Origin of the sequence: Mycobacterium sp. NPDC050041 (assembly GCF_049541695.1) — a bacterium.
Classification (GTDB): Bacteria; Actinomycetota; Actinomycetes; order Mycobacteriales; family Mycobacteriaceae; genus Mycobacterium.
Genome location: NZ_JBMVDG010000006.1, coordinates 203,584 through 221,710, shown reverse-complemented (window position 1 = coordinate 221,710; position 18,127 = coordinate 203,584). Strand labels below are relative to the sequence as shown.

Below are 18,127 nucleotides of genomic sequence, written 5' to 3'. Positions count from 1 at the left end.
ACTCTAGCGACGGTGTGCCCCCGGCGGGTTGAGGCGCCGAGAGCCCGGGTAGCCGGGACTTCGGGAACAGCCACGACAGCAGAGGAGGAACACCATGCCGAACGAACTCGAGGGCAGGAAGATCGCGATCCTGGCCGCCGACGGCGTCGAGATGGTCGAGTTCGAGCGACCCCGTGACGCCGTGCACGACGCGGGCGGGCAGACCGAGCTGCTCTCCCTGCAGGCCGGCGACGTCGACGCCCGCAACCACGACCTGGAGCCGGCGGGCACACTCACCGCGCAGCGGGCGGTCGCCGATGCGCGCGTCGAGGACTTCGACGGCCTGGTACTGCCCGGCGGCACCGTCAACCCGGACAAGCTGCGCAAGGACGAGGCCGCGGTGAACTTCGTTCGCGATTTCGTCAATTCGGGGAAACCCGTCGCCGCGATCTGCCACGGGCCGTGGACGCTGGTGGAGGCGGGCGTCGTCGCGGGACGCACGCTCACGTCCTATCCGAGCATCCGCACCGACCTGCGCAACGCCGGCGCCACCGTCGTCGACCAGCAGGTGTGCATCGACGGCAACATCATCACCAGCCGCTCACCCGACGATCTTCCCGCTTTCTGTCAGGCCATCGTCGACCGGTTCGCCAACACGCCCGCCCACACGTGAGCCGCTACCGCAGCTTGACGATGCGCGTCAGGTTGAGCGGCCGTCCGACGGCGCTGAGCTGGCCGAGGAGGTATTCCAGACGGGTGCGCGGCATCGCCATCCGCCATTCGGGCACGGTGCCCGACAGCCGCACCACCCCCGGCGCGAAGCTGACACCCGTGAGCTGCAGCCCGTGGGGCAGCTCCGGAAGCTGCACCCGGTACCCCGGCGTCCGACCGGGCAGCACCCACCGCCTGCGCCGTAGGGTCACACCGCGCGGTCGCAGCCACAGCGTGGAGCCCTCGAGCTGGGCGTCGACCTCCACACAGCCCAGACCTGGTCTGCGGACCAACTGCAGCCGGGCCACGCTGTCGGCCCCGACAGTGCCCGACAGCCTCGGCGCGGCCCAGCGGAGAAGGTCGTCGAGTGCCGCCTCGGGCACGTCGAGCGTGAGCTCGACCGGCGCGGCCGTCAGCACCGGCGGCGCCGACGGCCGCAGCGCGACGTTGTGGAACACCGCGGCGGCGGCACTGAATCGGCTTCCCTCCCAGGTGATGTCGCGGGCGGCCAGGCGCACCTTGCCGATCTGGCCGACCGACAGCGCCCGCATGTCGAGGCGGGAGTCGAACTCGGTCACGGTCAGCGTCAGGTCACCCGCATCCAGCCGCATCGCCATCCGCCTGCCGACGACCATTCGTCGCAGCGTCATGAACAGCGTCCGGTACGCCGCCGCCGCGCCGCCGGCGACCGGTGCGACCGCGGCCGCCGACAACAGCCAGCCCAACCGATCCAGCGTTCTCGCGTGCTGTTCCGACCGTGGACCCGTCACGGCTCCAGCATGGCACCGCCCGGCACGGGGCCGCACCGTAAAATGGTCGCGATGACGTCCGTCGTAATCGTGGGCAGCGGATTCACCGGATTCGAATGCGCCCGCCAGCTGACCAAGATCCTGCGCAAACATCACGCCTCGAGCGATGAACCGGGCGCATCGTCGGTCGACATCACGATCATCTCCCCGGTCGACTACATGCTCTACACCCCGCTGCTGCCGGATGTCGCCGGCGGCCTGGTCGACGCCCGCTTCGTCACGATTCCCCTCGCCAACGCCCTGCGCGGGGTGAAGGCGGTGCGCGGGCGCGTCGACAGCGTGGACTTCGACGGCCGCACGGTCACCTTCACCGATCCCGAGCAGCGTTCGCGAAGTATGTCCTACGACCGCCTGGTGCTGACTCCGGGTTCGGTGACCAAGCTGTTCGACGTGCCCGGCCTCGCCGAGCACGCCCGCGGGCTCAAGTCCACCGCCGAGGCGCTCTACCTGCGCGACCACGTGCTCGAACAACTCGAGCTGGCAGGCAACGACGACGACGCGGCCAAGGCCGCAGCGCGACGCACCGTCGTCGTGGTCGGCGCCTCGTACTCGGGCACCGAGCTCGCGGTCCAGCTGCGGGCGCTCGCCGACGCCGCCGCCGACTCGATGGGTTTCGATCCCCAGTCGGTCCGATTCGTGCTGCTCGACCTCGCCGAGCAGGTGATGCCCGAGGTGGGGGAGAAACTCGGCGCCGCCGCGATGCGGGTGCTGCGGGGCCGGGGCATCGACGTGCGGCTGGGCATCTCACTCAAGGAGGTGCACGCCGATCACGTTGTGCTGACTGATGATTCGCGTATCGACACGCACACTGTCGCGTGGGTAACCGGTGTCACCGGGGCGCCGCTGATCGAGCACCTCGGCCTGCCGACCGAGAAGGGCAGGCTGAAGGTGCAGGCCGACCTGCAGGTGCCGGGCCATCCCGACGTGTTCGCCGGCGGCGACGCCGCGGCGGTACCCGATCTGACGCAGCCCGGCAAGATCACCCCGCCCACCGCGCAGCACGCCACCCGGCAGGGCAAGGTGCTGGGCCGCAACGTCGCCGCCAGCCTCGGCGTCGGCAGCGCCAAGCAGTACAAGCACCGCAACATGGGCCTCGTCGTCGACCTCGGGCCCCGCTACGCGGTGGCCAACCCGCTCAACGTGCGGCTGTCCGGCTTCCCCGCGAAGGTGGTCACCCGCGCCTATCACCTCTACGCGATCCCGCGGTTGGTGAACCGCTGGGCGGTGTCACTGGCCTACCTCACCGACGTGTTCTTCGCCCGATCGGTGGTGTCCATCGGGCTGTCGTCGGCCGATGACGCGCAGTTCTCGGCCAGCGAGGGCATCCCGATGCCGAAGGCGGACTGATTCAAAACCCGCCGACGGGGAACAGAACCACCATGGCTACCTACCGTGTGCTGAATCCCAAGGGCGATGTCGTCGAGACCAAGGACATCGAGAGTGCCGACGATGCGCACGCCTGGTTCGTCGACCAGGTCGAGGGGAATGAGCTGGGCTGGCGGATGGAGGTCCAGGTGGACGACGGCCGGTGGGACTTCATCGACGACAGCGAGGGCGACCGCTCCTACTGACCGCGGCGCGCGTGTCGTGAGTAGGGTTGCGCGGTGCCGAAACTCAGTGCGGGCCTGCTACTCTACCGTGTCACCGGTGGGGTCGTCGAGGTGCTGCTCGGTCACCCCGGCGGACCGTTCTGGGCGCGCAGGGACGACGGCGCCTGGTCGGTGCCCAAGGGTGAGTACGTAGACGGCGAGGATCCGTGGACCGCCGCCAGGCGGGAGTTCGCCGAGGAGCTCGGCAAGGAGCCGCCCGCCGGGGAACCGACGCGCTTCGACCCGGTCAGGCAGCCCGGCGGCAAGGTGGTGACCGTCTTCGCGGTGCGTGGCGACCTCGACCTCGACGGCTGCGTGAGCAATACGTTCACGATCGAGTGGCCGAAGGGGTCGGGCACACTCAGGGAGTTCCCGGAGATCGACCGGGTGGCCTGGTTTCCCGTGGCGGCGGCCCGGGAGAAGCTGCTGAAGGGCCAGCTGCCGCTGCTGGACCGCCTGATGCGCCAGCCCGATCTGGCCGGCTGCGCGGAGGGTGCGGACGCACCACCCGGGCCGGACGGGTCTCGATGGCGTTGATGGTCAGTGCGCGGCCGTGGATCCGCCACCCGCATGCGGTGCGCTGATACTCGTCGTCGTAGCGCAGATGCCAGACGACGTCGGTGACGCGGCCGTCCTCGACGGTCCAGTGGTGCGCCACGCAGGCGATCCGGCCGAGGGCGTAATCATGGTGCGGCCCTTCGGCATAGACCTCGCCGACGACCGCGTGCTCGGTGCGTTCGAGCCCGGCCACCGCCGCCAGTGCGGCCCGCACACCGTCATGGCCGTGATGGCGCCGTACCGGCTCCAGCGCACGCGGCGGATCGGGAAGCCACAGCTCGGCGGCGTCGGTGAACAGGGCGACCACGTCGTCGAACCGGCGGTCGTCGACGGCCGCGGCGTACAGGTGCACGAGATCGGCGACGGCGAGCCGGTCGGGCACGTCCAGCGTCACGGCCGCAACCCCAGTCTGCGGGCACAGTCGGAGAGCAGCTCGCGCGCCTGGTCGATGTCGCGCACGGGGGGCATCGCCAGCACCAGCCGGTCCGCGCCGAGCGCCGCGAGCTTCTCCGCGCGGCCCGCGTCGACTCGGTCGACCAGATGCCCCAGTGACACCTCCAGCGCAGCGGGATCGCGGCCCTCGGCGCGCGCGCTGTCCCGCATCTCGGTGAGCAGTCCGGTGAGCTCCGGGCCCGCCACGCCGAGGGGCTGGAAGCCGTCGCCGAACCGGCCTGCCCGCCGAGCCGCGGCGCGGCTGTGACCGCCGATGTGAACGGGGATGCGCGACAACGGCTTCGGATAGCTCATCGCATTGGCGAAGGCGAAGAACTCCCCGGCGAAGTCCGCACCTTCGGGGCGGTCGTCCCACAGTGTGCGCAGCACCTGGAGTTGTTCGTCGGCGCGCCTGCCACGTGTGTGGAACGGCGCACCGCAGGCCTCCACCTCCTCCTTCAGCCACCCGGTGCCCACCGCGAGCCGCAGCCGCCCACCGGAGAGGACGTCCACCGTCGCGGCGCGTTTGGCCAGCACGACGGGGTGGTGGTTGGGCAGCACCAACACACCGGTGGCCAGCACCAGCCGTTCGGTCTGTCCGGCCAGGAACGCCAGCAGGTCCAGAGGGTCGGGCACCGGGCAGTCCGGGGCGAGTTCGACGCGGCCCGAGTCGTCGTAGGGGTAGACGCTGTCGTACTCGGTCATCAACACGGTGTGCTCGACGACGACGATCGACTCGAACCCGCAGTCCTCGACGTGGCGGGCGAACGCCGCCATCCACCGCGGGTCGGCGGTGACCCCGGCGTTTACCGGTGCGACGACGGCGAATTTCACAGCGGCGGAAGACCGTTGCTCTCGCGGATGGACCGGCGGCATTCCCGGCGGGTCATGTCGGTCTGCTGCATGCACACGCGCACCGGCGGCTCCTCTTCCGCGGGCAGCGGCTCGTCGGTCGGTGCGGTGGTGACGGTCGGGCTCGGGATGTCGCCCTGGGTCAGCGACCAGATCGTCGAGTCGGTGCCCTGCAGCGTCTCGCAGTACGCGGTGGATCCGTCGGCCGTCGTGGCGGTGCTGCCCGCCGGTGAGCAGTCCGCGCCGACCACCGCAGCCGCGGGTGCCGCCGATGGGGTGGACGACTCGGTCACGGTGTCGGTCACGGTGTTCGGGGGACTGGGCGGCGGCGCGACAGGCGGGGCGGCGGGTGCCGCGCTCACGGACGGCACCGAGCTCGACGACGTGGGCGCCGCCGCCGGATCCGACGGGCGATCGTCGGCCCTGCGGAATTCAAGTGCGGCAACGGCGATCGCGACGATCAGCAGTACGGCCAGCACCGCGGGCACCACCACGGCCGGCCGCAGCGCCCGCCTGCGCGCCGGCGCGGGTGTCACCGCCGTCGAGAGCCGGGTCTCGCCGGTGGCGCCGACCCCCAGCTGGTGGGCCAGCGCACGGGCGAAGTCGGCGCACCGTTCGTAGCGGTCGGCCGGCTTCTTGGCCAATGCCTTGGCCAGCACCGGATCCAGCGCCGCGAGTTCGGGTCGCTGGGTGCTCAGCGCAGGCGGTGTCGAGGTCAGGTGCTGACTGATCACCACCGCCGGGTTGCTGTGCTGGAACGGCGGTGTGCCGGTCAGCAGGTGAAAAGCGGTGGCGGCCAACGCATACTGGTCGGCGCGTCCGTCGAGTCGCTCGCCCATCAGCTGCTCGGGAGCGGCGTAGGACACCGTGCCGACGGTCATGTTGGTGGCCGTCAGCCCGCTGATGTCATCGGTCCACCTGGCGATGCCGAAGTCGGCCAGCAGGATTCGCTGCTCGCCGGACTCCGGATGGCCCAGCAGGATGTTGGCCGGTTTCACGTCGCGGTGCAGCAGATTTCGCGCATGGGCGTAATCGAGCGCGTCGGCCACCGCGGAGACGATGTCGAGCACCTCGCGCTGGGGCAGGCCGTCGGGATGTTGGTCGCGCATCAACCGACCGGCGTCGGTGCCCGCGACGTAGTCCATCGAGATCCAGATCTGGCCGTCGTACTCGCCGCGGTCGTGCACTCCGACGATGTGGGGGTGCCACAGGGTGGCGGCGATGTCGGCCTCGCGGTGGAACCGCTCCCGGTACTCCTCGTCGGCCGACACCGTCGCGGGCAACACCTTGAGCGCATCCTGGCGCGGCAGTCGCGGGTGCTGGGCCAGATACACCTCACCCATGCCGCCCCACCCGAGCAACCGGACGATGGTGTAACCCGCGAACGTCGCCCCGTCGGCCAACGGCATGGGCGAATAGTACGGCAGCGACGTCCGGAGTCAGAGAAAGTAGACGGTGACAGTTCAGTGTCGACGATCGAAGGGACGACCTCAGTGGCAACGGTTCATTCTGGCGGACAGCCGATACCCGGCACGTTCACCAACCACTTCGTGGCTCATCTGCAGGCCGCGGTGGCTGCCCGGTTCGCCAGCGGCAAGGGCTTCTTCCTGACCACGACGGGACAGGGTGAGGGCGGCGCCGAGGTCACCACCAGTCACTGGCTGCACCCGGCCATCCCGCTGACGTTCGGCTACGACGTCAGCGGCGACGACGGCGCCAAGGTGGCGCCGGTGGCGCTCGACCGCAAGGAGATCGACGCGCTCACCGCAGCGATGGACCAGCCGAACGGGGTGCGCGGCAGCGACGGCGTCTGGTGGCCGTTCGCCGAACACCTCTGAGCCGCTACAGGTCGAGGATGAGCGGTTGCCCGTCGGGCGCCCGCGACACGCAGGTGAGCATCATGCCCGCGGCGCGCTCCGGACCGGTGAGCAGCGTGTCGCGATGGTCGACGGCGCCGTCGAGCACGCGGGTGCGGCAGGTGCCGCAGAAGCCCTGACGGCAGGAGTAGGGCGCCTGCACGCCGGCCCGCGTCAGCGCGGCGAGCAGGCTCTCGTCGGCGGCCACCCGGACGGTCACGCCGGACGCCGCCGCGGTGGCGGTGAACTCGGCGCCGTCGACCACCGGCGGCGCGGCGAACCGCTCGTAGTGCAGTTCGACGTCGCCGCGCCCCACCAGGGCGGTCCGGATCACGTCGAGCATCGGCGCGGGACCGCAGGCGTAGACGGACGTGCCTGCAGGGCGGTCGCCGAGCAGGTCGCGTGCGCTCGGCAGTCCGTCCACGTCGTCGGTGCGCACCGCGATGCGGTCGCCGAAGCGGACCAGTTCGTCGAGGAACGGCAGGCTGTCGCGGCTGCGACCGGTGTAGACCATCGACCAGTCGACTCCGAGGCGGTGTGCCTGCTCGAGCATCGGCAGGATCGGGGTGATCCCGATGCCGCCGGCGATGAACCGGAAGCGGTGTGCCGGTGACCCGTAGCCCGGCACGGTCAGCGGGAAGGCGTTGCGCGGCCCCAGCGTGCGGACGGTGGCGCCGACCCGCAGCGCCTCGTGCACCTCGACGGAGCCGCCGCCACCGCCGGGGATCCGCCGCACCGCGATCCGGTAGTGGTCGGCGGCGCCTGGGTCGCCGCACAGCGAGTACTGGCGGACCCGTCCGCTGGGCAGGTGCAGGTCCAGGTGGGCGCCGGGGAACCAACGCGGCAGCGGGCCGCCGTCCGCGGCGGTCAACGTCACGGCGAGCACGTCCTGGTCGCGGGCCACCACGTCGCGGGCCGCGACGGCCAGCGCGATGCTGCGGTCGCGCGCCGTGGGGGCCGAGATCCTGCGGATGGCGCCGGACAACCCGAACAGCCCGGTGATCGCCGCGTCCGCGAGGCCGATCAGCAGGTCGGGGCGCTGAGGGTCGGAGGCACTCGGCGGGGCGGCGCGGAACCTGCTGAACACCGCCATCACGGATGGGCGCTGCGCGCTGCGGGCGAACTGGCCAGGTAGGCCACCGCCTGCGCGGTCGACCCCATGTGTTCGGGGGTGAAGCCGGGCCGGAAGTACATCAGCGTGTTGGAGCCGAAGAGTGTGCGGTACCTCGGCAGCAGACCCGCCTTGGAGTCGCGCATCCGCAGCCGCTGCAGCCGCCACCAGCCGAACTCGGTGCGGGGATCAACGGTGGTCAGGTGACGGACGCCGCGCTGGAAGAACGCCAGCATCATCGGGGCGGCGATCATCATCGCGCGGATCCGGTCGGGGTAGCTGTCGTGGAAGTGCACCGCGACGTCGTGGGCGACGCTGCGGTGCTCGACCTCCTCGCTGCCGTGCCAGCGGAACAGGTCGACCATGGTGGGGTCGGCACCGTGGTCGTCCCACGAGCAGTTCAGCGAGAAGTCGCCGAGCACCGCGGTGTAGTGCTCGATGGCCGCGATCAGCCACAGCCGGTCGCACAGGTGATTGAGCCGCCGCCGCTCCGCGTCGGGCCCGCTGAATTGCTTGGGCGCCAACACTTTTCCGAAGACGTACTCGATCTGGTCGAGGATCGGCGCCGGGTCGACGCCGTGATCGATCAGGAAGTCGTGCAGCACGCGGTCGTGGGTGTCGGCGTGGGTGGCCTCCTGGCCGATGAAGCCGCGCATGTCCTCGGCCAGCCGCGCGTCGGTCACCAGTGGCAACGCCTCGTCGTAGGTGGCGACGAACCACCGCTCGGCCGCGGGCAGGACGATGTTGAGCAGGCTGACCATGTGGGACGCGACGGGGTGGCCCGGGATCCAGTGCAGCGGGACGTCGGCGACGTCGAAGTGCACCTTGCGGGCCTGGATCTGCACTGGCCCGGGGTCGATCTCGCGTTCGAAACGGCGCGGACGCAACATGGCTGACCTCCCGGGGCGCTCTGCCGATGACCCGCAGTCTACGACCGGTAGGGGGGAACGCAGGTTTCAGGTAGTTGTGTGAGGTCAATAACACCTGGCATGGCAGGAATCGGCGACGCGTTTGCGTGGGCAAAACATCAGGTGACGGATCGCGTGCCGAAAGCCGACCTCGACCAGCGCGACGCCGACTACATCCGCGAGCAGTTGCCGGGCCTGTGGCTGCTGGCCTCGCTGTACTTCCGCGCCGACGTCAGCGGGCTGGACCGCATCCCTTCCGACGGCCCGGTGCTGCTGGTCGGCAACCACAGCGGCGGCAACCTCCCGCCCGACACCTTCGTCTTCACGCTGGCGTTCTGCTCGTACTTCGGCGTCGAGCGGCCGTTCTACCAGCTGGCGCACAACCTCGTGGTGTCGATGCCCGGCCTGGGATCGCTGCGCAAATTCGGCACCGTCGCGGCCAACCACGACAACGCCACGCTGGCCCTGGAGTCCGGCGCGGCACTGCTCGTCTACCCGGGCGGCGATTACGAGGTGTTCCGGCCGTCCTGGAAACGCCACGACGTCGACTTCGGCGGCCGCAAGGGTTACGTGAAACTCGCCCGTGAGGCCGGTGTGCCGATCGTCCCGGTGGCCAGCGTCGGCGGTCAGGAGGCGGCGTTGTTCCTCGATCGCGGTCAGTGGCTGGCCCGGTTGTTGCGGGTCGACAAGACGCTGCGGCTGAAGAGCGTGCCGATCGCCCTGGCCCCGCCGTGGGGACTGGTGGTCACCGACATGGTGCCGCGGCTGCCGCTGCCGACGAAGATCGCCATCGAGGTGCAGGACCCGATCAGCGCCGACGACATCGCGGCCGGCGACGACGATGCGATCAACGACAGAGTGCTGAGCAGCCTTCAGGACGGCGTGGATCGACTGGCGGCGCGGCGACGGTTCCCGGTGCTCGGCTGATGAGCGCTTGCGCGAAGAAGCGAGGGACCTGATGAGCGGTTGCGCGAAGAAACGAGGGACCTGATGAGGCTGCAACGGAGCATCATCGTCGACGCCGATCGCGACGCGGTGTGGAAACACGTGAGCGATTCGGACTGCTATCCGGAGTTCATGGCGAACCTGGAGCGGTGGGAGACCGTCACCGAGGGTTCGACAGGGGTGGGCTCGCGGTACACGGTGCACTGGAAGATCGGGTCGGTGCCGATCGGCGGGGTGATCGAGGTGGTCGAGTTCGACGACAGGCGGGATCTGGCCTGGATCGGCATCACCGGGATCACGATGCGTGGCCGGTTCCGGCTGCGGGACTGCGGCGACGGCAAGACGAAGGTGAACTTCCGGCTGGCCTACGAGGCTCCCGGCGGCCTGCTCGGACTGATCGCCGACCGGGTCGCCGCGCGGCAGGTCGGCAGAACCATGAATCAGACGCTGGACAACCTCAGGGCGATGGCAGAGACCTGAATGTACTGAGCTGAGATGAGCTCAGCGGGCCGGGATGGGTCCGGCACCGGCGCCGGGCGCACCCGCGATCGGCACCATCGGGGTCGGGGTCACCGTGGTGACGCCGTTCTTGCCGACCCTCGGTCCACCCGCGGGGCCCATTGCCTTGAGCTGCTCCTCGGCCTTGGCCGAGCAGTCCAGCGTGAGCAGCATCTTGCCCACGGAGTTGACCTTCTGGGAGCCGACGAGGCACTGCGACTGCGGCAGCGCGCTGCCGACCGAACCGCTGAAGGTGGCCGTGATGCCCTGGCTCTTCAGGATCTGTTGCGCCTTCAGGTAGGGCTCGCCGACGACGTTGATCGAGCTGGCGTCAGCGGGCTGCGACAGGGCGGCGCCCGCCGTGATCAGGGCGGCCGCGCCGGTTGCGGCGACTCCGGCGCCGAGCAGGACGAGCTTGTTCACGTGGCCTCCGTCGGATCGAGTGCGGTGCGAACATATCGCAGGTGTGACGATTGTGAAACCGGAGCAGAGTCCTCCGGCGTTACAGCGGCGGGTTGACCTGCTGTGCCATCGCCTCGGCCAGCCGCGCGGCCCGCGAGTCGGTGAACACGTCCTCGAGCAGAACCGGGCGACCGTCCGGACCGCTCAGTGGGATCCGCCAGTTCGGGTATTCGTCGGAGGTCCCGGGCTGGTTCTGGGTGCGGACGTCGCCGACGGCGTCGACCAGTGACAGCGCCAGCAGCTTCGACGGTGTGCGTCCGAGGTAGCGGTGCAGGGCGAGCACCGTCTCCTCGACGTCGGCGTCCTCGTCGAGGAGCCCGACGCGGCGCAGTTCGGCGCGCCACGCCGCCTGCTGGGCCCGGTCGTCGGCCAGTTCCTCCTCGGCGGGCCGGGTCAGCAACCCGAGCTCTTCCCGCAGCCGCACGTGTTCGCCGGCCAGATAGCCGGCGGTGGGCGGCAGGTCGTGCGTGGTCACCGACGACAGGCAGTACTCCCGCCACCGTTCGGCAGGCAGCGGTCCCGGCCGTTCTCCGCCGGTGTCCTCCCGGTCCAGCTCGAACCACAAGATCGACGTGCCGAACACGCCCCGTTCGCGCAGGTAGTCGCGGACCCACGGCTCGACCGTGCCGAGGTCCTCACCGACGACGACGGCTCCGGCGCGGTGCGCCTCGAGCGCGACGATGCCGATCATCGCCTCGTGGTCGTACCGGACGTAGGTGCCCTCGGTCGGCGACGCGCCGCGGGGGATCCACCACAGCCGGAACAGGCCGATGATGTGGTCGATCCGGACGCCACCGGCGTGCCGCAGCACGGCGTTGACCAGCGCCCGGAACGGCTCGTAGGCCTGTGCGACCAGTTCGTCGGGCCGCCACGGCGGTTGGGACCAGTCCTGGCCGAGCTGGTTGAACTCGTCCGGCGGTGCGCCCGCGGTCACCCCGAGCGCCAGGACGTCCTGCAGCGCCCAGGCATCGGCGCCGTTGGGATCGACCCCGACGGCGAGGTCGGTCATGATGCCGAGGTCCATGCCGGCCTGCAGGGCGGTCGACTGGGCCAGGGTGAGCTGCTCGTCGAGCGCGAACTGCAGCCAGCGGTGGAAGTCGACCGTGGCGGCGTTGTCGCGGGCGAACTGCGCGACCGCGGCGCTCTCGGGATGCCGGAACTCCGCCGGCCACTCGTGCCAGTCGTTGCCGTGCCGCTCAGCCAGCGCGCACCAGGTGGCGAATGCGTCGAGGCTGGCGCCTTCGCGGGCGCAGTAGGCGGCGTAGGCCAGTTGGCGGCCGGACGACCACGGCACCTCATAGACCTTCGCGAGCGCGGCTCGCTTGGCCCGCCACACCGCGTCCCGGTCGACCAGGTCGGCTCGGTCGGCCTTGGCCTGCACGCCTTCGCGGGCCTTGCGGATCCGGTTGCGACCGCGGACGTAGGCGTACTCGGGGATGGCCTCCACCCGCAGGTAGACCGGGTTGACGTAGCGGCGCGAAGTGGGCAGGTACGGCGACGCCTCCATCGGCGGCGCGGGGGCGGCCGCGTGCAGCGGATTGACCAGGATGAACCCGGCCTGGTGCCGCGCCGCCGCCCAGACGGCGAGGTCGGTCAGATCGGTGAGGTCACCGATGCCCCAGGAGTTCCGCGACCGGACGCTGTAGAGCTGGGTGGCCAGCCCCCAGCTGCGCCGGGCGCCGAGCCGGGCGGGCAAGGTCAGCGTGGAGGGGGAGACCACCAGCGGAGCGTCGGCGTGTGTGGCGCCCGACTGCATCAGTACCCGGTGATAGCCCAGCGGCAGGTCGTCGGGCACTTCGAAGCTGGCCTCGCCGATCCGGCGGCCGTCGATGTCGTAGGGGTCGCGGTTGTTCTCCAGCTGCCGCAGCCCTGTGCGCTCGGTGCCGTCCTCCAACCGCAGCGACACCTCGACGGGGTCGCCGTGGGTGACGTGCACCCAGAACGACGAGGGCGCGCCGGACCTGGCGAGCACGATCGGCGGAAGGGGGCGTTGCCAGTACTCGCGCTCGTGGCCGGCCACGGCGGCGGCGCGCTCGTCCTCGGTGTCCGCGGCCACCCCCAGCGCGGCGAGCACGGCGGTCAGGGTGGACTCGGCGACCGTCACCCGCCTGCCGGTCCAGTCCTCGAAGTGGGTCGCGACGCCGTAGCGCCCGGCGAGTTCGACGAGCGACGCGGGCAGTTCGGTCATGGCAGCCAATCTTGCCCGTAGTCGGTCGGCATCGCGGATCGAAGACTCCTCTCGGGACCTGCTGCATCTGACGGGCCGGGCATTCCCGTTCTGCACGAACCTAATCCGCGGGCCGGGACGGCGGGCGCAACTCCTGGTACGGTGTGACTGTAGCGATCCCTACAGATGGGTGGTCCGATGGTGCTGACGAAGAAGCAACAGCAGGGACAGAACTCGCGGGCGCACATCCTGGACGTCACCGAGCGCCTGATGGCCACCCGCGGCTACGCAGCGACGTCGATCAGCGACATCCAGCGGGCGTGCGGGCTCCCGCCGAGTTCGATCTACTGGCACTTCGGATCCAAGGAGGGAGTGCTGGCCGCCGTCATGGAACGCGGCGCCGAGCGCTTCTTCGCCGCGATTCCCGACGAGGGCGCCGCCACCCCGCCGCAGCGACTCGCCGCCACCGCCCGGTTGCTCGCCCAGCATCCGGACTTCCTGCGGCTGTTCTATCTGCTGTCGCTGGAACGCCACGACGATGCCGCGGTGGCTGCGGTGGTACGCCGGGTGCGCGACACCGCGATCGCGGGTTTCCGGACGGCCATCGGTGCGATGCTGCCGCCGGACACCGCGCCCGACGTGGCCGCCCGGGTCGCCGACGAGCTGACCACATTCGCGGTCGCCCAGTCCGACGGCGTCTTTCTCGCCGACCACCTCGAATCCGGCCGCATCGACGTCGAGCGCATGTATCGCCGCCTCTACCAGGCCATCACCGCACTCATCCCCGTCCTTCTGGAGGAACAATGACCGCCGACCGGACCGTCGTGATCACCGGCGCCAACAGCGGGCTCGGCTTCGAATGCGCGCAGGCGCTGCTGGACACGGACCCGTCCTGGCACATCGTGCTGGCGGTGCGCGACACCCGCCGCGGGGCCGAGGCCGTGGACCGGCTCGGCTGCGCGCCGCGGTGCACGGTGCTGCCCCTCGACCTCGCCTCGCTGCGCTCGGTGCGGGAATTCCCAGCCCGGCTGGCAGCGCGCGAGCTACCGCCGTTGCGGGCGCTGGTGTGCAACGCCGGGCTGCAGGTGGTCTCGGGTCTGGAACGCACCGTCGACGGGGTCGAGCTGACCTTCGGCGTCAACCACCTCGGTCATTTCGCGCTGGTCGACGGACTGCTCGAACAATTCGCGCCACCCGCTCGCATCGTGATCGTCAGCAGCGGAACCCATGATCCGGCCAAGTTCTCCGGCATGCCGGACCCGCAGTACACCTCGGCCGAAGAACTCGCCCATCCCTCCCACGAGGCGTCGAGCGCCGCGGACGGCCGGCGGCGCTACACCACATCGAAGTTGTGCAACGTGCTGCACGCCTACGAACTCGATCGGCGGCTCGACCGCGGACGCCGCGGCATCACCGTCGCCGCCTTCGACCCCGGCCTGATGCCCGGCTCCGGACTGGCGCGCGACCACTCGCCGGCGCAGCAACTGCTGTGGCGCTACGTGTTTCCCGCCCTTCGTGTGCTTCCGGGAGTGAACAGCACCCGAACCTCCGGCCGTCACCTGGCGGCGCTCGCCGCCGACCCCCGCTTCGACGACGTCACCGGCCGGTACTTCGCCGGTCGGCGCCCGATCCGTTCGTCGGCCGACAGTTACGACACCGAGCGCGCCCGCGACCTCTGGGAGACCAGCGAACGCCTTCTGACCCTTGCCATTTAGCGCACGGTAGGGTGGGCGGCCATGGTGTCCGCACGGCTCGACACGGCCGCGGTGCGCGACCGGCGGGCCAGGATCGCGACGGCGGCCCTCTTCTTCACCAACGGCGCACTGTTCGCCTCGGTGGTACCGCGCTTCCCGGAGATCAAGGCCGACCTCGCGCTGTCCAACACGATGTTCGGTGTGGCGGTGGCGGCGTTCTCCGGCGGCGCGTTCGTCGCAGGCGTCGCGGCAGGCGCGCTGATCCGCCGGTTCACCTCGGCCCGCGTCGGCGTCGCTGGAACGCTGGGTATCGCCGCGTTCGTGCTCCTCGCCGGACTCGCGCCGTCGGGTGTGCTGTTCGCCGCAGCGCTGTTCGTCGCAGGCGCCTCGGACGCGGTGACCGACGTGGCCCAGAACGCGCACGCGCTGCGAGTGCAGCGCAACTACGGCCGCTCGATCATCAACTCATTCCACGCGGTGTGGGCGTCCGGCGCCATCACCGGCGGGCTCCTGGGCGCCGCGGCGATCGCCCTCGCGGTGCCCCGCGCCGCGCAGCTGAGTTGCTCGGCCGTGGTGTTCGGCGCCACCGTGCTGATCGCCTACCGCTTCATGTTGACCGGCTCCGACCACGACGACCACCCGGCCGCGGCGTGGGCCGGCGGGCAGCGCGCGGGACTGCGGGTGTACGCCGTCATCGGCGCACTCGCCACGATTGCCATCGCCGGCGCCGCGGTCGAGGACGCGGGCAGCACATGGGCGACGCTCTATCTGCACGACAGCCTGGGCGCGGCGGCCGCCGTCGCCCCGTTCGGCTACATCGCGCTGGTGACCTGCATGTTCGTCGGCCGGCTGTTCGGCGACCGGCTGGTGGACCGGTTCGGCGAAGCGGCCGTCGCGCGCGCCGGCGGAGCCGTCGTCGCCGCCGGGATGGGCGCTGCGCTGGCGTTTCCCAGCGTGCCGTCGACCATCGCGGGCTTCGCCGCCGCGGGGCTGGGGATCGCCACCCTGATCCCGGCGGCCATGCATGCCGCCGACCGGCTGCCGGGCCTGCGGCCGGGCACCGGCCTTGCGCTGGTCACGTGGCTGCTGCGGATCGGATTCCTGGCCTCGCCGCCGGTGGTGGGACTGCTCGCCGACGCGGCCGGGCTGCGGGTAGGACTGCTCGTCGTGCCTCTCGCGGGCGTGGTGACCCTGCTGCTGGCCGGCGCCCTCAGTGGGCGAGTCCGACCGTCTCGATCATGAGGACGCCCCCGACGATCAGCGCGATGCCCAGCGCCATCGTGGCGGTCAGCGGCTCGTCGAACAAGAACCGCGCGATCACCGCGACGGCGGCGACCCCGCACGCCGTCCAGATCCCGTACGCGATACCGACGGGCATGCCCAGCGACAGCGTGACCCACAAGAGCGTGAACGACACCGCGTAGCCCAGCACGACGGGCACGATCCAGACCCGCCTGCGGAACCCGTCCGACGCGCGCAGCGACAGGGTCGCCACCACCTCGGTGACGATTGCGACCGCCAGTGTCAGCCACATCACGATGCGGGCCTGTCCGGGCGCGGATGAGAGCCGAACTCGACCAGCAGCACGCCGGCGATGATGAGACCGATGCCCGCGGCGATGGGCCATGTCAGCGGGTCGCCGAAGATCGCCGCCGCCAGCACCGCCGTCGCCGCCGTGCCGCAGGCGCCCCAGATGCCGTAGGCGACGCCGACCGCCATCCCGGTTCGCAGCACAAGCGTGAGCAGCACGAATGCGCCGAGATAGCCCGCGGTCACCACGACGAGCCACGCCGAATGATCCTGCGAGGCGCGCAGAGCCAGCGTGGCGGCCACCTCGCTGACGATGGCCGCGGCCAGCAGTGGGAACGGGCGCACGCACCCAACCTAGTGGCCGTCGCAACGCCGGATCAGCGGGCATGCCGGCGTTGCTGAGTACCCTGGAGAAGTTGTCTGTCGAAGGAGCCATCATGCCGAACCCCCGGCGCACCCCCGTCGCGGCTGCGGCGGAAGCCGGACCGGTCGTCGAAACCGGTTACGGACCGGTGCGCGGCACGGACGACGGAACAGTCAAGGTGTGGAAGGGAATCCGGTACGCCGCCGCCCCCACCGGCGAACTGCGCTGGCGGGCGCCGCGGCCGCCGGAGCGCTGGAGCGAGGTCGCCGACGCCACCCGGGTGGGGCCGGTGTGTCCGCAGGCCACCGACGCCCGCATCCCGATCGACCTCGGTGGGCCGCAGGCCGAGGACAGCCTGCGGCTCAACGTGTGGGCCTCGTCCGACACCGCTGCCGGAGACGGCAAGCCGGTGATGGTGTGGGTGCACGGAGGCGCGTACGTGCTGGGTTCTGCCAACCAGCCGCTGTACCACGCCCGGGCGCTGGCGGCCGACGGCGACGTCGTGGTCGTCACGATCAACTACCGGCTCGGGGCTTTCGGCTTCCTCGACCTGTCTTCGTTCGGGGACAGCCGTTTCGAGTCGAACTGCGGGCTGCGCGACGTGGTGTTCGCCCTGCACTGGGTGCAGGACAACATCGCCGCGTTCGGCGGCGACCCCGACCGGGTCACCCTGTTCGGCGAGTCGGCCGGTGGCGGGATCGTCACCACCCTGATGACGAGTCCGGCCGCCGAGGGATTGTTCGCCCGGGCCATCGCCCAGAGTTCGCCGGTGACCTCCGTCTACGACGCCGGCCGCGGCCGCCGCGTCGCCGAGCGGTTCCTCGGGCACCTCGGCCTGCAGGCCGGTGAGGTCGGCCGGTTGCCGGACCTTCCGCTGGACGTCGTCCTGGCCGCATCGAAACGCTTGTTCGACGAAGTGCCGGTGAGCACTCCCGGCACGCTGGCGTTCGCCCCGATCGTCGACGGCGACCTGGTGCCGGAGCATCCGATCGACGTGGCGCGCGACGGGCGGGCACACCCGGTGCCGCTGATCATCGGTACCAACAGGGACGAGGCGGCGCTGTTCCGCTGGATGCGCTCACCGCTGATGCCGATCACCCCGCAGGCCATCAAGGCGATGTTCGCCGAGATCGAGTCCGAGCAGCCCGGTCTGCAGATCCCGTCGGACGCCCAGATCGGCAGCGCGTACCCGCGCGCCCGCGGCAAGGCACGCGGCCTGGGCGTCGCGCGTGACATCGGGTTCCGGATGCCGTCGCTGTGGTTCGCCGACGGGCACAGCGCGGTGGCGCCGGTGTTCGTGTACCGCTTCGACTGGTCCACCCCGATGCTGCGGCTGCTGCGGCTGGGCGCCGCGCACGCCACCGAATTGCCCTACGTCTGGGGCAATCTGGTGGCCGGCTCGAAGGACCCGACCTTCAAGCTCGGCGGCCTCAAGGCCGGCCGCGAGGTGTCACGGCGCATGCGGCGGCGCTGGCTGGATTTCGCGGTGCACGGCGACCCGTCGGCGGGTGGTCCGGTGTGGCGGCCGTACCGGCAGGGTGATCACAGCACCCTCGTCATCGACAAGGAAGACCAGCTGGTCACCGACCTCGACCAGCACCTGAGGTCCGCCTGGGGTGACCAGGTGCTCAACTTCCGGTGACTTAAACTGGGCCGGGAGGT

Annotated in this window: 20 protein-coding genes and 1 pseudogene; 11 read left to right on the top strand and 10 right to left on the bottom strand. The window is 70.8% G+C overall.

Translation table 11 applies throughout. The annotated features are described in order from the left end of the window. The first annotated feature begins 94 nt into the window (after positions 1-94). Positions 95-652 (top strand): type 1 glutamine amidotransferase domain-containing protein, encoded by a 558-nt coding sequence (locus tag ACPCHZ_RS19915; RefSeq protein ID WP_423486306.1) that lies wholly within the window; start codon positions 95-97, stop codon positions 650-652. A 4-nt stretch (positions 653-656) separates the two neighbouring features. On the opposite strand, the gene ACPCHZ_RS19910 is transcribed toward ACPCHZ_RS19915, so the two are convergent. Further along, complete coding sequence (locus ACPCHZ_RS19910; protein ID WP_423486305.1) at positions 657-1,460, bottom strand: hypothetical protein; 804 nt, start codon at positions 1,458-1,460, stop codon at positions 657-659. Between the two features lie 51 nt (positions 1,461-1,511). On the opposite strand from ACPCHZ_RS19910, the gene ACPCHZ_RS19905 reads away from it, so the two are divergent. Genes ACPCHZ_RS19905 through ACPCHZ_RS19895 form a run of 3 tightly spaced genes read left to right on the top strand, consistent with a single transcriptional unit; the run spans position 1,512 to position 3,625 of the window. Beyond that, positions 1,512-2,846, top strand: a complete 1,335-nt coding sequence (locus tag ACPCHZ_RS19905; protein ID WP_423486304.1) for an NAD(P)/FAD-dependent oxidoreductase — start codon at positions 1,512-1,514, stop codon at positions 2,844-2,846. 32 nt (positions 2,847-2,878) lie between these two features. Next, positions 2,879-3,070: a hypothetical protein gene (locus tag ACPCHZ_RS19900; protein ID WP_264014502.1), complete on the top strand. Its 192-nt coding sequence runs from the start codon at positions 2,879-2,881 to the stop codon at positions 3,068-3,070. Between the two features lie 33 nt (positions 3,071-3,103). Beyond that, positions 3,104-3,625, top strand: coding sequence for an NUDIX domain-containing protein (locus ACPCHZ_RS19895; RefSeq protein WP_423486303.1), 522 nt, complete (start codon positions 3,104-3,106; stop codon positions 3,623-3,625). A 22-nt stretch (positions 3,626-3,647) separates the two neighbouring features. On the opposite strand, the pseudogene ACPCHZ_RS19890 reads toward ACPCHZ_RS19895, so the two are convergent. The 3 genes and pseudogenes from ACPCHZ_RS19890 to ACPCHZ_RS19880 all read right to left on the bottom strand — a co-directional run. After that, positions 3,648-4,028: pseudogene (locus tag ACPCHZ_RS19890) on the bottom strand (nuclear transport factor 2 family protein); the annotation flags it as partial. Between the two features lie 8 nt (positions 4,029-4,036). Beyond that, positions 4,037-4,912 carry an LLM class F420-dependent oxidoreductase gene (locus ACPCHZ_RS19885; RefSeq protein WP_423486302.1) on the bottom strand — a complete coding sequence of 292 codons (876 nt, stop codon included), beginning with the start codon at positions 4,910-4,912 and terminating at the stop codon, positions 4,037-4,039. After that, entirely contained in the window at positions 4,909-6,339 is a 1,431-nt protein-coding gene (locus tag ACPCHZ_RS19880) for a serine/threonine-protein kinase (RefSeq protein WP_423486301.1), read from the bottom strand. Before ACPCHZ_RS19880 ends, ACPCHZ_RS19885 begins: the two co-directional genes overlap by 4 nt. A gap of 141 nt (positions 6,340-6,480) precedes the next feature. Between ACPCHZ_RS19880 and ACPCHZ_RS19875 the strand changes: the two genes are divergently transcribed. Then, entirely contained in the window at positions 6,481-6,768 is a 288-nt protein-coding gene (locus ACPCHZ_RS19875) for a hypothetical protein (RefSeq protein WP_423486300.1), read from the top strand. Positions 6,769-6,772: 4 nt separating this feature from the next. Here the strand turns inward: ACPCHZ_RS19875 and ACPCHZ_RS19870 are convergent, their stop codons facing one another. Continuing rightward, the gene (locus ACPCHZ_RS19870; RefSeq protein ID WP_423486299.1) at positions 6,773-7,879 is read right to left on the bottom strand and encodes a PDR/VanB family oxidoreductase; all 1,107 of its coding nucleotides are present in this window, start codon (positions 7,877-7,879) and stop codon (positions 6,773-6,775) included. Next, complete coding sequence (locus ACPCHZ_RS19865) at positions 7,879-8,787, bottom strand: metal-dependent hydrolase (RefSeq protein WP_423486298.1); 909 nt, start codon at positions 8,785-8,787, stop codon at positions 7,879-7,881. Before ACPCHZ_RS19865 ends, ACPCHZ_RS19870 begins: the two co-directional genes overlap by 1 nt. Positions 8,788-8,886: 99 nt before the next feature. Between ACPCHZ_RS19865 and ACPCHZ_RS19860 the strand changes: the two genes are divergently transcribed. Both ACPCHZ_RS19860 and ACPCHZ_RS19855 read left to right on the top strand, forming a co-directional pair. Beyond that, positions 8,887-9,732 (top strand): lysophospholipid acyltransferase family protein, encoded by an 846-nt coding sequence (locus ACPCHZ_RS19860; RefSeq protein ID WP_423486297.1) that lies wholly within the window; start codon positions 8,887-8,889, stop codon positions 9,730-9,732. A gap of 63 nt (positions 9,733-9,795) precedes the next feature. Next, on the top strand, positions 9,796-10,230 hold the full coding sequence (locus tag ACPCHZ_RS19855; protein WP_423486296.1) for an SRPBCC family protein: 435 nt from the start codon (positions 9,796-9,798) through the stop codon (positions 10,228-10,230). A gap of 21 nt (positions 10,231-10,251) precedes the next feature. Here the strand turns inward: ACPCHZ_RS19855 and ACPCHZ_RS19850 are convergent, their stop codons facing one another. Both ACPCHZ_RS19850 and malQ read right to left on the bottom strand, forming a co-directional pair. Then, complete coding sequence (locus ACPCHZ_RS19850; protein ID WP_364983543.1) at positions 10,252-10,671, bottom strand: hypothetical protein; 420 nt, start codon at positions 10,669-10,671, stop codon at positions 10,252-10,254. A 79-nt stretch (positions 10,672-10,750) separates the two neighbouring features. Further along, on the bottom strand, positions 10,751-12,898 hold the full coding sequence (gene malQ, locus ACPCHZ_RS19845; protein WP_423486295.1) for a 4-alpha-glucanotransferase: 2,148 nt from the start codon (positions 12,896-12,898) through the stop codon (positions 10,751-10,753). A 165-nt stretch (positions 12,899-13,063) separates the two neighbouring features. Between malQ and ACPCHZ_RS19840 the strand changes: the two genes are divergently transcribed. From ACPCHZ_RS19840 to ACPCHZ_RS19830, 3 genes are read left to right on the top strand one after another with little or no spacing between them, the layout of a single operon-like run. Then, positions 13,064-13,684 (top strand): TetR/AcrR family transcriptional regulator, encoded by a 621-nt coding sequence (locus ACPCHZ_RS19840; RefSeq protein WP_423486294.1) that lies wholly within the window; start codon positions 13,064-13,066, stop codon positions 13,682-13,684. After that, the gene (locus ACPCHZ_RS19835; protein WP_423486293.1) at positions 13,681-14,592 is read left to right on the top strand and encodes an SDR family NAD(P)-dependent oxidoreductase; all 912 of its coding nucleotides are present in this window, start codon (positions 13,681-13,683) and stop codon (positions 14,590-14,592) included. Before ACPCHZ_RS19840 ends, ACPCHZ_RS19835 begins: the two co-directional genes overlap by 4 nt. 21 nt (positions 14,593-14,613) lie before the next feature. Beyond that, entirely contained in the window at positions 14,614-15,813 is a 1,200-nt protein-coding gene (locus tag ACPCHZ_RS19830) for an MFS transporter (RefSeq protein WP_423486292.1), read from the top strand. Here ACPCHZ_RS19830 and ACPCHZ_RS19825 read toward each other — a convergent pair. Further along, positions 15,782-16,105, bottom strand: coding sequence for a DMT family transporter (locus tag ACPCHZ_RS19825; protein WP_423486412.1), 324 nt, complete (start codon positions 16,103-16,105; stop codon positions 15,782-15,784). The genes ACPCHZ_RS19830 and ACPCHZ_RS19825 overlap by 32 nt on opposite strands. Then, positions 16,105-16,446, bottom strand: a complete 342-nt coding sequence (locus tag ACPCHZ_RS19820; protein WP_423486291.1) for a DMT family transporter — start codon at positions 16,444-16,446, stop codon at positions 16,105-16,107. The genes ACPCHZ_RS19825 and ACPCHZ_RS19820 overlap by 1 nt, the downstream gene beginning before the upstream one ends. Positions 16,447-16,538: 92 nt before the next feature. Between ACPCHZ_RS19820 and ACPCHZ_RS19815 the strand changes: the two genes are divergently transcribed. Next, a complete protein-coding gene (locus ACPCHZ_RS19815) occupies positions 16,539-18,107 on the top strand; it encodes a carboxylesterase/lipase family protein (RefSeq protein ID WP_423486290.1) in 1,569 nt (522 codons plus the stop codon). Positions 18,108-18,127: the final 20 nt, after the last annotated feature.